This window comes from Bradyrhizobium sp. in8p8 (assembly GCF_000426845.1).
GTDB lineage: Bacteria > Pseudomonadota > Alphaproteobacteria > Rhizobiales > Xanthobacteraceae > Bradyrhizobium > Bradyrhizobium japonicum_C.
In genome coordinates this window covers 1-12242 of sequence record NZ_AUGD01000023.1, presented here as the reverse complement: position 1 = coordinate 12242, position 12242 = coordinate 1, and the positions used below count along the sequence as shown (strand labels likewise).

Annotated in this window: 15 protein-coding genes; 11 read left to right on the top strand and 4 right to left on the bottom strand. The window is 65.2% G+C overall.

Features of this window, described 5'->3' with window-relative positions; all coding sequences use genetic code 11:
- Window positions 1–104: 104 nt before the first annotated feature.
- The 4 genes from K408_RS39425 (at window position 105) to K408_RS0132955 (ending at window position 1726) form a co-directional block, all read left to right on the top strand.
- Window positions 105–314, top strand: coding sequence for a hypothetical protein (locus K408_RS39425; RefSeq protein WP_035698769.1), 210 nt, complete (start codon window positions 105–107; stop codon window positions 312–314).
- Entirely contained in the window at window positions 311–514 is a 204-nt protein-coding gene (locus tag K408_RS0132965) for a hypothetical protein (protein WP_230646649.1), read from the top strand. Before K408_RS39425 ends, K408_RS0132965 begins: the two co-directional genes overlap by 4 nt.
- 67 nt (window positions 515–581) lie before the next feature.
- Window positions 582–1484 carry an NAD(P)/FAD-dependent oxidoreductase gene (locus K408_RS0132960; protein ID WP_024342889.1) on the top strand — a complete coding sequence of 301 codons (903 nt, stop codon included), beginning with the start codon at window positions 582–584 and terminating at the stop codon, window positions 1482–1484.
- Between the two features lie 53 nt (window positions 1485–1537).
- Window positions 1538–1726, top strand: a complete 189-nt coding sequence (locus tag K408_RS0132955; protein ID WP_024342890.1) for a hypothetical protein — start codon at window positions 1538–1540, stop codon at window positions 1724–1726.
- A 16-nt stretch (window positions 1727–1742) separates the two neighbouring features.
- On the opposite strand, the gene K408_RS0132950 is transcribed toward K408_RS0132955, so the two are convergent.
- Window positions 1743–2681 carry a GlxA family transcriptional regulator gene (locus K408_RS0132950; RefSeq protein ID WP_024342891.1) on the bottom strand — a complete coding sequence of 313 codons (939 nt, stop codon included), beginning with the start codon at window positions 2679–2681 and terminating at the stop codon, window positions 1743–1745.
- A gap of 91 nt (window positions 2682–2772) precedes the next feature.
- On the opposite strand from K408_RS0132950, the gene K408_RS0132945 reads away from it, so the two are divergent.
- Window positions 2773–3456, top strand: a complete 684-nt coding sequence (locus tag K408_RS0132945; RefSeq protein WP_024342892.1) for a DJ-1/PfpI family protein — start codon at window positions 2773–2775, stop codon at window positions 3454–3456.
- 63 nt (window positions 3457–3519) lie between these two features.
- A complete protein-coding gene (locus K408_RS0132940; RefSeq protein ID WP_024342893.1) occupies window positions 3520–4785 on the top strand; it encodes an ABC transporter substrate-binding protein in 1266 nt (421 codons plus the stop codon).
- A gap of 43 nt (window positions 4786–4828) precedes the next feature.
- Here K408_RS0132940 and K408_RS42990 read toward each other — a convergent pair whose 3' ends face one another.
- The gene (locus K408_RS42990) at window positions 4829–5086 is read right to left on the bottom strand and encodes a hypothetical protein (protein WP_024342894.1); all 258 of its coding nucleotides are present in this window, start codon (window positions 5084–5086) and stop codon (window positions 4829–4831) included.
- Window positions 5087–5367: 281 nt separating this feature from the next.
- Here K408_RS42990 and K408_RS0132930 point away from each other — a divergent pair, with 281 nt between their 5' ends.
- A complete protein-coding gene (locus K408_RS0132930) occupies window positions 5368–5742 on the top strand; it encodes a hypothetical protein (RefSeq protein WP_024342895.1) in 375 nt (124 codons plus the stop codon).
- A 4-nt stretch (window positions 5743–5746) separates the two neighbouring features.
- On the opposite strand, the gene K408_RS0132925 is transcribed toward K408_RS0132930, so the two are convergent.
- A complete protein-coding gene (locus tag K408_RS0132925) occupies window positions 5747–7093 on the bottom strand; it encodes a polysaccharide deacetylase family protein (RefSeq protein WP_024342896.1) in 1347 nt (448 codons plus the stop codon).
- A gap of 161 nt (window positions 7094–7254) precedes the next feature.
- Window positions 7255–8061: a polysaccharide deacetylase family protein gene (locus K408_RS0132920; protein WP_155248762.1), complete on the bottom strand. Its 807-nt coding sequence runs from the start codon at window positions 8059–8061 to the stop codon at window positions 7255–7257.
- An 82-nt stretch (window positions 8062–8143) separates the two neighbouring features.
- Between K408_RS0132920 and mgtE the strand changes: the two genes are divergently transcribed.
- The 4 genes from mgtE to K408_RS0132900 all read left to right on the top strand — a co-directional run bounded on the left by mgtE (window position 8144) and on the right by K408_RS0132900 (window position 12043).
- On the top strand, window positions 8144–9565 hold the full coding sequence (mgtE, locus tag K408_RS0132915) for a magnesium transporter (protein ID WP_024342898.1): 1422 nt from the start codon (window positions 8144–8146) through the stop codon (window positions 9563–9565).
- 266 nt (window positions 9566–9831) lie between these two features.
- A complete protein-coding gene (locus K408_RS0132910) occupies window positions 9832–10134 on the top strand; it encodes a helix-turn-helix domain-containing protein (RefSeq protein ID WP_024342899.1) in 303 nt (100 codons plus the stop codon).
- 120 nt (window positions 10135–10254) lie between these two features.
- Window positions 10255–11073, top strand: coding sequence for an aldo/keto reductase (locus K408_RS0132905; RefSeq protein WP_024342900.1), 819 nt, complete (start codon window positions 10255–10257; stop codon window positions 11071–11073).
- Between the two features lie 49 nt (window positions 11074–11122).
- The gene (locus tag K408_RS0132900) at window positions 11123–12043 is read left to right on the top strand and encodes a hypothetical protein (protein ID WP_024342901.1); all 921 of its coding nucleotides are present in this window, start codon (window positions 11123–11125) and stop codon (window positions 12041–12043) included.
- Window positions 12044–12242 lie beyond the last annotated feature (199 nt).

Sequence of the window (12242 nt, the reverse complement as noted above, 5' to 3'; positions counted from 1 at the left end):
CCGCCCCGACCGGCAGCGCCTTTGACTGACAAGCGACTTGGGGCCCGGCGCCAACCTCCTGCCGGGCCAGCTTTCTTCAATCCCAAATCCAATGTGAAAGCCCGATGACCGCCAAACGTAACCGCAGGAAACAGACCCAATCACTTCAGGAGCGGCTGGCCGCATTCGCCGAGAACGCCCGCGAACGAGCGCGCAGCCTGCCACCCGGCAGGGAACGCGAGATGCTGCTGCGACGCGCCAAGCAGAACGAAGTGACCTCGAACCTGACAGAGTGGCTGAGCGGACCCGTGTCCCCAAGACGTGGACGATCATGATGGGGAGCATCAAGCATTACCGCGCGTTCCAGATCGATCCGGACGGGCACGTGTTCGGATGCATCAATCTGGTCTGCGACGACGACGAGCAGGCCAAGCGCGAAGCGGCCGCGCTCGTGCTGGTCCACCGCATCGAGCTGTGGCGGCTTGATCAGCGGATCGCGAAATTCGATGCGCCGCAGGAGATTGCTCGCCAGTAGAGCCGTGGGAACTGCGCGCTGCGTCCCGGGTTGGCCGAATGATATCGACTTGCGGACCAAATCAAAGATGACCGGCGCACCGCCACTTGAATGCCTGATCGTTGGCGGCGGCCCGGCCGGGCTGATGGCTGCGATCTATCTGGCGCGTTTCCGCCGCAGCGTCTGCGTCGTGGACGCGGGCGCGAGCCGGGCGGCGCTGATCCCGCGCAGTCACAACGTCCCGGGCTTCGTCCACGGCCTGTCCGGCACCGAATTGATCGAACGGATGTCGGCCCAGCTCGATGATCTCGCCGTCGTACGGGTCGAAGCGGAGGTCACGGCATTGCAGCGGCACCGATGCGGTTTCGAAGCGACGTGGAACGGTCGCGTGCATCAGGCGGCCACCGTGGTTCTCGCCTGCGGCATCGTCGATACTCATCCGCCATTCGCGGAGTGGCGCGCGGCGGTCGCGGACGGACTCCTGCGCTACTGCCCTATCTGCGACGCTTTCGAGGCCGCAGGCCGCCGCATCGGCGTCGTCGGGCCGCTTGATCGTGCGGCCGGCAAAGCGCTTTTCCTGCGTGGCTACGCGCGCGACGTGACGCTGCTTGCGACCGGCGCGGACGACCCGAAGGCCGCAACGTCGGAGCTGTCCGAGGCGGGTGTCGGAATCGTGTTCGCGCCCGACCTGTGCCTGACGCGACGAGAGGGCGGCGTTGGAGCGGACTTCGCGGACGGACGTACCGCGCAGTTCGACATCGTCTATCCTGCGATGGGCGCGGAGGTCCGCTCTCAGCTCGCGACGGCGCTGGGCGCCGACCACGCCTCGGACGGTCATCTGAAGGTCGACGATCATCAGCGCACGTCGATCGAGGGGCTCTACGGCATTGGCGACGTCGTCACCGATCTGCACCAGATCTCAGTCGCCTTCGGGCACGCTGCAAATGCCGCCTGCACGATCCACAACAGTCTGCCGCGGCGCCTGGCCTGAGGGAACGAAGTGCGCGCCTTCGTCTTGACTGGGCGGACGCGAGGGAAGAGCCCATGCTGGAAGAGAAGCTCAAGGAAGCCATTGTCGACGAGTTGAAGCGCCAGGCTGCTGACCGGCCGCAATCGCTGCAGGTCCAGGGCGCGGCAGACGCGAAGGGCTCGGAGGAGCTGACCGTCAACGGCAAGATCGACCTGGGAGCGCTCGCCATGGTGATCGCTGGATCGGTCGCCGGCGGCCCCTAGCCGGTTTCCTGCATCCTCACAACATTCGTGCGGAGCGCCGCAACGACTGCGGCGGCTGACCGAATGCTCGGATGAAGGCCCGGCGCATCCGCTCGGGGTCGCGAAAACCCGTGGATCGCGCGACACGCTCGATCGTCTCTCCGGAGGACTGCACCCGCTCGCGCGCCACCTCGACGCGCAAGCGCTCGACCGCCTTTGTCGGCGTGGATCCGGTTTCGGCGATGAAGGAGCGGACGAAATGCCGGGAGCTCAGCCCCGCGCGCTCGGCCAGCGTCTCGACCGTGAGCGGTGCATCCAAATTCTCGCGCATCCACGACAACAAGCTGCCGAAGCGGCCGTTCGGCGTCTTCAGCTCGAGCAGACTCGAGAACTGCGATTGCCCGCCGCTGCGGCGATGATAGAGCACGAGCTGGCGTGCGGTTGCCTGCGAAATCTCCTCGCCATGGTCCTCCGCGATCATGGCGAGTGCCAGATCGATTCCGGCCGTGATGCCGGCCGACGTCCATACGCCGCCGTCGCGCGTGAAGATCTGGTCCGGCTCGAGCCTGACCTTCGGATAGCGCCCGATGAAGTCGCGGGTGCAGGACCAATGCGTCGTTGCGCAGCGTCCGTCGAGGACCCCGGCTTCGGCCAGCAGATATGCGCCGGAGCAAACGCTGGCCATTCGCACGCCGCGGCGCGCCAGCCGTTGAATGAAGGCGATGGTGGCCTTGCAGCGCGCCGCAGCTTCGACGCCCTCACCACCGGCGACGAAGAGCGTCGTGACCGAGCTTGCCGATCGCAGGCTGCGCGCCAGCATCTCGGTGCCCGACGAGCTGCGCACGGCACCGGCCTTCGCCGCGACATTGATCACGCGCGGTGCATTCCGCGTGTGGCGTCTTGCGATCTCGAACACCGAGATGGGGCCGGCCGCATCCAGCAACTGGAATTCGGGAAAGATCAGAAAGCCGATCATGGATGCGTCCAAAAATGAGGGAATTACGCCGTTTCCGACCATAAGGCCAACATGGCAGGCTTGCATCGTCAAGCGCGATGTCGAGGTGGTTATGTCGGACCCGTTGCAGATCGGTCTTCTGGTTTTTCCTCGCGTTACCCAGCTCGATCTCACCGGTCCTGCCCAAGTCTTCTCCAGCCTGCCTGACGCGACGGTGCATCTGATCTGGAAGCGCATCGAGCCCGTGCCGAGCGATTCCGTGATCGCGCTGACGCCGACCGTCACCTTCGCCGATTGCGCGCAGCTCGACGTGATCTGCGTCCCCGGCGGTTACGGCACCGACGAACTCATGCTGGACGAGGAGGTGCTCGCGTTTCTGCGCCGGCAGGCGGGCAGGGCGCAGTATGTCACGTCGGTCTGCACCGGCTCGCTCGTGCTCGGCGCGGCCGGCCTGCTCGAGGGATATCGTGCGGCCACGCACTGGACGGCGACAGACGCCTTGCCCTTCTTCGGGGCCGAGGTGTCGCGGGAGAGGGTGTGCATCGACCGCAACCGCATCACGGGCGGCGGCATCACCGCCGGCATCGACTTTGCACTCACGCTGGTCTCCATGTTGAGGGGCCGCGCGGCTGCGGAATTGATCCAGCTGCGCATGGAATACAATCCTGCGCCGCCTTTCCAGGCCGGCTCGCCGGAAACGGCGCCGGCCGCGATCGTCGCAGCGATGAAGGAACGGGTTGCGCCGGCGCAGGCGCGGCGGCTGGAGCTCGTCAGGAAGGCTATCCGCCAGGAATGATAGCGCGGCGATTTCGGGGCAATCATCGGCGACGATCGTCGCGATGTCAGAGCGGAGGGGAAGATGGTGGATCGGGCAGGGGCGTCACGGTCATGGCATAACCGGCTTTGCCGGTCGGCTTTCGGTTTCATCCTGGCGCTGGGTCCGGTCGCATTCGCCGAACGAGGCCAGGCCGCCGATTTTTCCGGTGGCGCGATCCGGATCGGCATCATCAACGACCAGGCGGGACCCTTGTCGGATCTTGCCGGACCGGGCTCCGTCGTCGCCGCGAAGATGGCGGTCGAAGACTTTCAGAAGGCCGCGCCCGGGCTCAAGGTCGACATCATCGTTGCCGATCATCAGAACAAGCCGGATATCGGTGCCCAGATCGTCCGCAAATGGTTCGACGTGGACGGCATCGACATGGTGGCCGACGTCGGAAACTCCGCCGTTGCGCTCGCCATCCAGTCGATCGCGCGCGACAAGAACAAGATCGTGATCTACTCGGCGGTCGGCACCACCGACATCGGCGGCAAGCAATGCGCGCGCACCGGTCTGATGTGGTTGCACGACAACTACAATCTGGTCGCCGGCTCGGTTCGCAAGCTGGTCTCGCAGGGATACGACAGCTGGTTCTTCATCGCGTCGGACTATGCGTTCGGACGCAACATGGTGGATGTCTCCCAGCGCGTGCTCGCAGCGACCGGCGCCAAGTCGCTCGGCGCGGTTTTTCATCCCTTGGGAAATGCGGATTACAGCTCGTTCCTGCTCCAGGCCCAGGCGTCCAAGGCCAAGGTGGTCGCGTTCGCCAATGCCGGCGAACAGCTCGTGACCTCGATGAAGCAATGGAACGAATTCGGAATGCATACGGGGCCTCAGAAGGCCGTCGCCGAGCTCATGTTCCTGACCGATGTTCACGCCATGGGTGCCGAGACCGCCAAGGGCCTCACGACGGTCACCGCCTGGTATTGGGCCCTCAACGAGGCGACGCGGGCGTTCGCCCAGAGATTCTACAAGCTGCACAACGCCATGCCGACCGCGCCACAAGCCGCCGTCTATTCGGCCGTCCTGCAATATCTGCGGGCCGCGGCTGCCGCGGGCACGGATGAAACCAATGCTGTCCTGGAGAAGATGCGGTCGATGCCCGTCGACGATTTCTATGCGCCGGGCGCGCGGCTGCGCGCTGACAACAAGCTGGTGCACGATTTCCATCTGGTCGAGGTCAGAAAGCCTGCGGACGTAAAAGCCCCCTGGGACTACTACGACGTCGTCGAGACTATCCGTGCCGAGGACGCCTATCTTCCCCTGGACCAGAGCGAATGCCCGCTGCTGAAGACCTCGCAAAAGTAGAGCATCGCGCCGCGTCGAACTTGCGGCTCTTGAAGCGAGCCACTCAGCCATACTCCTCGCCGATGCCGTATTCCCGGTAGATCTGCAGCGGGTCGAGCTCGGGAAACAGACGGCATTTGGCCTGGGCGAGGTGCAGGCTCACCGCCGCCGGCTCCTTGCCGTTTGCGAGCAACTTTCGGATATCCTCCATATGCGCGTTCGGCTGGTGCTTTGGCTCGAGCTGCTCCAGCGCGACCAGGGCGGTCGCGAGCGCCTCGGTCAGAACCCAGTCGTCGTGGCCCGTGATTCCCTTCTTCGGCATCGGAAGAACCTCACATGTGGCGGTCGCAGCTTACCGCGACTTCCGCCAAATCGCCATTGAGAGGTTGCGGGCGTGCTGCGGGGGCGCGCCGATTGGTCATGCTTCGGCTTGCCTTGCGGCCGCGTGCGGCTAAAAGGCGAAGTTGCGGGGCGATCGTATCTTTGTTGAAACGAACTTGGCGTAGACGGGCCGCTGCCGCTTCCAGACTGGCCGTTCCGGTCTGGGTCCCGATCCCGAAATCGCAACGCCGTTGGGTGGCGCCCCGCAAGGTTCGAGCCAGCATGGTCTTCCTCAGCTTCGTCTACCGCTTCCTCACCAATTTCGCCTTCATGGCGGTGGTCTATTTCAGCCTGAACTTCATGGAGAAGTACCCGAACCGGGCGATCCTGGCGATCCTGGTGCTGGTCTATGCCGCCATGCGCTCGGCCTCGACTCTGCGCGCGTTCTACTTCTTCCAGAAGATCGAGAAGCTGGAAGCCGAGACCAGGCGCCTGCAGGCGCCCATCAATGACGGTTCAGGCGGAACCATGACGCGCAAGCAGGTCGTCGCCGACGTTGCGCGGCTGCGGCGCGACGGCGAGCTCAAGTCGTATATGGACCTGTTCTTCCTGGCCCTGATCGTGCTGCTCTGCGTCGCCGCCATCCTGCGGCAGTGAGGACTTAAGCGCGCTTCTTCAGGCTGGCGACGCGGGTCGGACGGGGCGCAGTACCCTTGGAGGCCGCGCCCTTGGGGCCTCCGCTCTTCGTGTCGGCGCTCTTGGGTGCAATATCGAGGGGCTGTGCGGCATGATCCGTTGCCACCGGCGCCGCATGAGCCGTACGCCGTAGCTGCGGCTTCTTCGCTGGCTTGCCTTGCGCTGCCTTGTCCTTGGCCGCATGAAAGGCCTGGGCGGCCGTCGCCAGCCGTGTCGCGGCACGCCGCGAAAGAGTCGTCGACAGCAGCACCTCGACCGAACCTTCCGGAATCGCGAAGAGCGCGCGGCCCGGCACCGGCAGGGTCGCCGCGACATTGGCCTGTGCCATCGTCCGGCGCGGCAGTAGCGGCTGATGCTCGGCCCGGGCATTGAGGTCGGCCAGAACGGGAGCCGGCAGCATCCGGGTCTCCGTGAACACGAAATGTGGCACGCGCGGCCAGCGCGCGATCGGCGTCGTTTCGGTCGGCGGACGCAGCAGCCATTCGACTTGCGTGGTCGGTGTCGCCGGGCGGTCGGGCGTGGCGGGCACCACATGCACGATGCGATAGCCGCGCGCCTTGAGGTCGCGGATGATCTTCGGCAGCGCCGCCACGGTGCGGGCCTGGATGTCGTGCAGCAGCAGGATGCCCTTGCCCTTCGCCTCCAGCCGCTGGATCGCGAGCTGGTAGACGCGGTCGGATGACACATGCCGCCAATCGTCGGCCGGGAAATCGGCGCTCCAGACCTGGATGCCGCGCGAGATCAGATGGTTCTCGACGCCCTCGGCGCGCATCAGGCCGGGAATGCGGAAGAACGGCGCGAGCTGGGACGGATCGGTCATCGCAGCCGACGTCCACTCGATCCCGCCGTTGATCTCCGCCTCGGCCTTTTCGATCGGCATCCGGTCGAAGGTCAGCGGATGATCCATGCTGTGGGTGCCGACGGTGTGGCCTGCCGCGACCAGCTTGCGGACGCCTTCCGGATTGGCCTTGGCCTGGTTGCCGACGATGAAGAAGGTCGCCTTGATGCATTCGTCGGCGAGGATCTTGAGCACCTGGTTGGAATATTTCGGGATCGGACCGTCATCGAAGGTCAGAACGACTTCATGGTCCTTCAACGGCAGCGTCTCGCGATACTGCATGGTGCCGATTAGTGGATGCTCGCGCGGATCGACCACGAGTGTGCGGGAGGTGCCGAGGGCATCCGGGTTGCCGGGACAGTCGGCCGCAAGTGCCTCCGGCGAAGCGGTGGTCAGTAATCCAAATAACAGGCCAAGGAACAGGCCACGGGCGGTCCACGATCGCGTCCGCAGAACAACGCTACTTCCGATCATGAACCCGGTCTGCCCTCATCCGCGTTTGCCGCCTTAATAGGTCGGACACGCCCCAAAATGGTTCAGGTGCACTAGCCCGACCATCTTTGCACGCGGTAGCATGAACGGAGTGTTAATTGGGCCCGGATCAGCCCATTTTGCGCCTGCGTGACATTCCCGCATCAGCGCGCATCGGCGTTCTTCTGTGATTTGCCCGCCGGCACGACGTGGACCACCCGATAACCGTTCTCCTTCAGATACCGCAGAAAGGCCGGCATCATTGCAGCCGTGCGCGCCTTGTTGTCGTGAAACAGGATGATGCCCCTTCCGCTTGCGGCAAGCCGCTCGGTGACGAGCTTCAATTGCTGCTCCGGCGTCATCTCCTCCCAGTCGCTGGCCCATAGATCGGCCCCGAACACGACGATGCCACGCGACTGGAGCAGGTCGAGCTGTGCCTGCGTCGACTCGAAATAGGGAAAACGGAAGAACGGCGTCGAGGGCGTCGTCGTCGAGGTGCCGTGCAGCGCCAGCTCGTCTGCAGCGATGCCGCGGTCGATGTCGGCCATCGCCTTCTCGAACGGGATGTGCGCCATGAACGGGTGCGACCAGGTGTGGTGGCCGACGGTGTGGCCCTCGCGTGCGATGCGCTTGACCATGTCGGGATATTGCGAGGCGTGCCGGCCGATCAGGAAGAAGGTCGCGCGCACGCATTCCTGCGCCAGCGCCGCCAGCACCTTCGGCGTCGTCGGCGGGTTCGGCCCGTCGTCGAAGGTCAGCACGACCTCGCGATCGGCCAGCGGCAGCGTCTGAGGGAAGCTCTTCAAGCCGACGCGCGGATACGTCTTGGCGTCGACGCTCAGAACCCGCGAGGTGCCGAGCGCGTCCTTGCGCGGGCACTCGGCGGCTTCAGGCGAGCTCACGCCGAGGAGAGCGGCCAGCGCCGCACCTGACATCATCGACGTCCATTTCAGTGGAAGCATCTTTGTCATTGCGCTTGGAGTTGCCTTGTGGGTATTGGCTAACCGTCAGCCCAGATCACCCGTTCCAACCTGTCAAACGGCGAGGCGCGCCATGGATGAACATATGGACGTTGCCCCATCCGCCTCGGATTCGGTACTCGACCACGTGCCGATGCGCAATGAGGACGGCGAGATTCGTCACGAATTCGTCGAGGAAATTGCCCGTGCGATCGAGGCCGGCAACAGCGCGGCGCTGCGTTCCTGCGTCGCGGAGCTGCACGAAGCCGATCTCGGCGATCTGATCGGCGCCCTTGAGCCGGACGACCGCGTCCGCCTGGTCGAGCTCACGGGCCGCGACTTCGACTTCTCCGCATTGAATGAGGTCGACGAGGCCGTCCGCGAGGAGATCCTCGAGGAACTGCCGCCGGAAACGGTAGCCGAGGGCGTCCGCGAGCTCGAGTCGGACGACGCGGTCGAGCTGCTGGAAACCCTCGATGAGGCCGAGCAGGAGGAGATTCTCGAAAAGCTGCCGCTCAAGGAGCGCGTCGCGCTCGAGCGCAGCCTGCTGTACCCGGAGAATTCCGCCGGCCGCCGGATGCAGACCGAGTTCATCGCCGTGCCCCAGGATTTTACCGTCGGCCAGGCGATCGACTACATGCGCGAGACGCCGGATCTGCCCGACCGCTTCTACGAGATCTACGTCGTCGACAAGGACCAGCACTGGCTGGGCGCCGTGCCGCTCGACGTGCTCTTGCGCACGCGCCGACCGGTGGCGTTGACCGAGCTCACCGACGAGGACCGCCGCCGCGTGTCCGTCCTGGAGGACCAGGAGGAGGTGGCGCGCATGTTCGGCAAGTACAACCTCGTTGCTGCACCCGTGCTCGACACCCAGGACCGTCTCGTCGGCGTCATCACGGTCGACGACGTCGTCGACGTCATCGAGGAGGAGGCGGACGAGGATCTCAAGGCGCTCGGCGGCGTCACCAGCGACGAAGAATTGTCGGACACCTTCCTGACGATTGCGCGTGGCCGCTTCAACTGGCTGCTGGTGAACCTCGCCACCGCGTTCCTGGCGTCCTCGGTGCTGGGCCTGTTCGAGGGGCAGCTGGAGAAGATGGTGGCGCTTGCGGTGTTGGCGCCGATCGTGGCGAGCCAGGGCGGCAATGCTGCGACCCAGACCATGACGGTAGCTGTGCGGGCGCTGGCGACGCGCGAGCTCGGCTCCTCCAACGCCTGGCGCGTGGTGATGCGCGAGGCCCTGGTCGGTCTCGTCAATGGCCTGGCCTTCGCCGTGATCACGGGCATCGCCGCGGTCGCCTGGTTCAAGATCCCTGGCCTCGGCATCGTCATCGGGCTGGCAATGGTCTGCAACCTCATTGCCGGCGCGCTCGGCGGGATCCTGATCCCGATGGCGCTCGAACGTGTCAGGGCCGATCCGGCGGTCGCCTCCGGCACCTTCGTGACGACCGTGACGGATGTCGTCGGATTCTTCTCCTTCCTCGGAATAGCGACGCTCTGGTTCGGGTTGAGGTAACCGTCCACTCGCTCTCTCCCCGTCATTGCGAGCCAACGGGTCCGCGCGAAGCGCGGCCCGATGACAGGCTCCGCGAAGCAATCCAGAATCCTTGCCGGTTTCGCGATCTGGATTGCTTCGTCGCAAGGGCTCCTCGCAATGACGGAGTATGGGACAGCTGCGCCAGCCACTCGTGTCGTCCCGGTCGTGCCGCGCCGCGTCCGGGGCGCAGGACCTTTTAATCCGAACTTAAGCGACCTGACGCATCATCGCGTGCGACTGGGGGAATGAGCATGCGGTTGCGGCTGAAGGCGGACGGGCGGATTGTCGAATTGCGGGACGGACATGAATTTCCGGTCCAGTCCGCAGTCAATGCCGCGCCCGGGGATACCGGCCCGCTCGCGGTGCGCGATTTGCGCCGCCGCGCCTGCCTGACCCAGATGGAGTTCGCCGCCAAGCTCGGCGTGCCCGTCGAAACCATTCGCAACTGGGAGCAGGGCAAGCGCGCCCCGCGAGGCCCGGCACGCGCGCTCCTCGCCGTGATCGCGCACGCGCCGGACACGGTGTTCCAGGCGCTCGCCAAGGTCTGACGCACACCTCCCGTTAGCATTGTGCTGAATATTCGGCCGGGTCGCTGCGGCTTTGGTTGGCAGCGTCATGAGCCGGGTCCATAATGACATCTGGGGCTGCCGCAACAGAGAGGATTCCTCATGCTGTTCGTCGAGGCCAATGGGGCAAGAATCCCCGCGATCGGGCTCGGGACCTGGGAGCTGAGCGGAAGGCCTGCGGCGCGCGTGATCGAGCAGGCGCTGCGGCTCGGCTATCGCCACATCGACACCGCCCAGGCCTACGACAATGAGCGCGAGGTCGGCGACGGCATGCGCGCCTCCGGCGTGCGCCGCGATGACGTCTTCCTCACCACGAAGGTGTGGACCAACCATTTCGCGCCCAACGATCTCGAACGCTCGGTCAAGGAGAGCCTCGCGCGGTTGCGGCTTCCCTCCGTCGATCTGTTGCTGCTGCACTGGCCCAATTCGCACGTGCCGCTCGCGGAGACGCTGGGCGCGCTGTCGCACGCCAAGACCATGGGGCTGACCCGCCACATCGGCGTCTCCAACTTCACCGTGGCGCTGATCGAGCAGGCGGTGGCGCTATCGCCGGAGCCGCTCGTCTGCAACCAGGTCGAATATCACCCTTATCTCGACCAGGCGAAGGTGAGGGCGGCCTGCGACCAGCACGGCCTCGCACTGGTCGCCTACAGCCCGATCGCCAAGGGGCGCATCAAGACCGACCAGACCCTCGCGGAGATCGGCCGCGCCCACCGCAAGACGCCGGCGCAGGTGTGCCTGCGCTGGCTCTTGCAGCAGAATGTCGCCGCGATCCCGCGTACCATGCGGGTCGAACGCCTGTCGGAAAACATCGACGTCTTCGATTTCGAGCTTTCGGACGACGAGATGGGCCGCATCGCCTCACTCGCCAATCCCGGCGGACGCCTGACCGACTTTGGCTTTGCACCGAAATGGGATTGAGGGGAGACCGCGGTATGCTAACAGCAGGGCGGCAATCCAAGATCGGTCGATGGAACTGCGGACAATCATACGGACGGACGTTGCGGCGTCGGCGATCGCGCATCTGACCCTGGTAGGACTGATCATCCTGATCAGCGAAGTCCATCCGTTTCAGGCCGGCGCGCCCGAGACGGTGACGGTCGATATCGTCACGCCGGAGCAAGTGAAGCAGGAGGAAGCCAAGGCCGAGCAGAAGGAACAGGCGAAGGAGAAGCCGCCGGAGCCGACTCCCGATCTGAGATTGCCGAAGCTGGATCTCACCGACAAGTCAGAGGCTGCGGCCAAGCAGCAGGCCGCCGCGCCATCGCCGTCGCCGCAGGCCTCGCCTGAGCCACAGCAGAGACAGCCGCAACCCTCGCAGCTGCCGAAGCAGCGCGAGGCTGATGTGCAACCGCAGCCTCGACAACCCTTGACTCAACAACCGCCGCCGCAGCAGCTGCAGTCCCAGCCGCCACCTCAGGCGATGCCGCAGCAGCAAACTGTGCCGCCGCCGGCTTATCCATTGCCGCAGCCGGACGTCACCGTGAAATACGGCGTCATGCTGGGTCTGCCGCCCGAATTGCCGGTGGAGCCGAAGGGCGCACCCAAGGACGACGGCGGCGACGCCAAGGACTCGTTTGCTGCGAAGCTTCCGCCCGAAATCATCGCGGAGCTTCGCCGTCATTTGAGAAGCTGCGCCAAGCTGCCGGCCGGAGTGGCGCCGACCGACAGCGTCCATGTCAAGCTGCGCGCCGTGTTCGCCACCGACGGCACGCTGGCGCGCGAGCCGATCCTGATCGAAGCTCCGCCATCTGCGAAGGGCGTGGCCATCGTGAAGTCCGCGATGAATGCGCTGCAGAGCTGCCAGCCCTACAAGATGCTGCCGGCCAATCTGTATCAGGAGTGGAAGGTGATCGACCTGCCGTTCAGCCCCCGGGATTTCGGAAGCTAGCATCGTAGCCCGGAGGGAGCGCAGGCGAAATCCGGGGTCGCTCGCCCGGCATCTCGCACCTTCCCGGAATACGCCGGCGCTCCACCGTGTCCGCGGCGTGCCTTTGTCGCCCTCTGTCAATCCGCGCGCGCGAAAATATTCCGCTTTACCGAAATTCGGAAACGGCGTATGTGTGGCCCATCCCGGCTCATCCTTGAGG

Bases quoted from the DNA above. Each gene is read 5' to 3' on its own strand.
- K408_RS39425 (WP_035698769.1), top strand. From the start codon at position 105: ATGACCGCCAAACGTAACCGCAGGAAACAGACCCAATCACTTCAGGAG.
- K408_RS0132965 (WP_230646649.1), top strand. From the start codon at position 311: ATGATGGGGAGCATCAAGCATTACCGCGCGTTCCAGATCGATCCGGAC.
- K408_RS0132960 (WP_024342889.1), top strand. From the start codon at position 582: ATGACCGGCGCACCGCCACTTGAATGCCTGATCGTTGGCGGCGGCCCG.
- K408_RS0132955 (WP_024342890.1), top strand. From the start codon at position 1,538: ATGCTGGAAGAGAAGCTCAAGGAAGCCATTGTCGACGAGTTGAAGCGC.
- K408_RS0132950 (WP_024342891.1), bottom strand. From the start codon at position 2,681: ATGATCGGCTTTCTGATCTTTCCCGAATTCCAGTTGCTGGATGCGGCC.
- K408_RS0132945 (WP_024342892.1), top strand. From the start codon at position 2,773: ATGTCGGACCCGTTGCAGATCGGTCTTCTGGTTTTTCCTCGCGTTACC.
- K408_RS0132940 (WP_024342893.1), top strand. From the start codon at position 3,520: ATGGTGGATCGGGCAGGGGCGTCACGGTCATGGCATAACCGGCTTTGC.
- K408_RS42990 (WP_024342894.1), bottom strand. From the start codon at position 5,086: ATGCCGAAGAAGGGAATCACGGGCCACGACGACTGGGTTCTGACCGAG.
- K408_RS0132930 (WP_024342895.1), top strand. From the start codon at position 5,368: ATGGTCTTCCTCAGCTTCGTCTACCGCTTCCTCACCAATTTCGCCTTC.
- K408_RS0132925 (WP_024342896.1), bottom strand. From the start codon at position 7,093: ATGATCGGAAGTAGCGTTGTTCTGCGGACGCGATCGTGGACCGCCCGT.
- K408_RS0132920 (WP_155248762.1), bottom strand. From the start codon at position 8,061: ATGACAAAGATGCTTCCACTGAAATGGACGTCGATGATGTCAGGTGCG.
- mgtE (WP_024342898.1), top strand. From the start codon at position 8,144: ATGGATGAACATATGGACGTTGCCCCATCCGCCTCGGATTCGGTACTC.
- K408_RS0132910 (WP_024342899.1), top strand. From the start codon at position 9,832: ATGAGCATGCGGTTGCGGCTGAAGGCGGACGGGCGGATTGTCGAATTG.
- K408_RS0132905 (WP_024342900.1), top strand. From the start codon at position 10,255: ATGCTGTTCGTCGAGGCCAATGGGGCAAGAATCCCCGCGATCGGGCTC.
- K408_RS0132900 (WP_024342901.1), top strand. From the start codon at position 11,123: ATGGAACTGCGGACAATCATACGGACGGACGTTGCGGCGTCGGCGATC.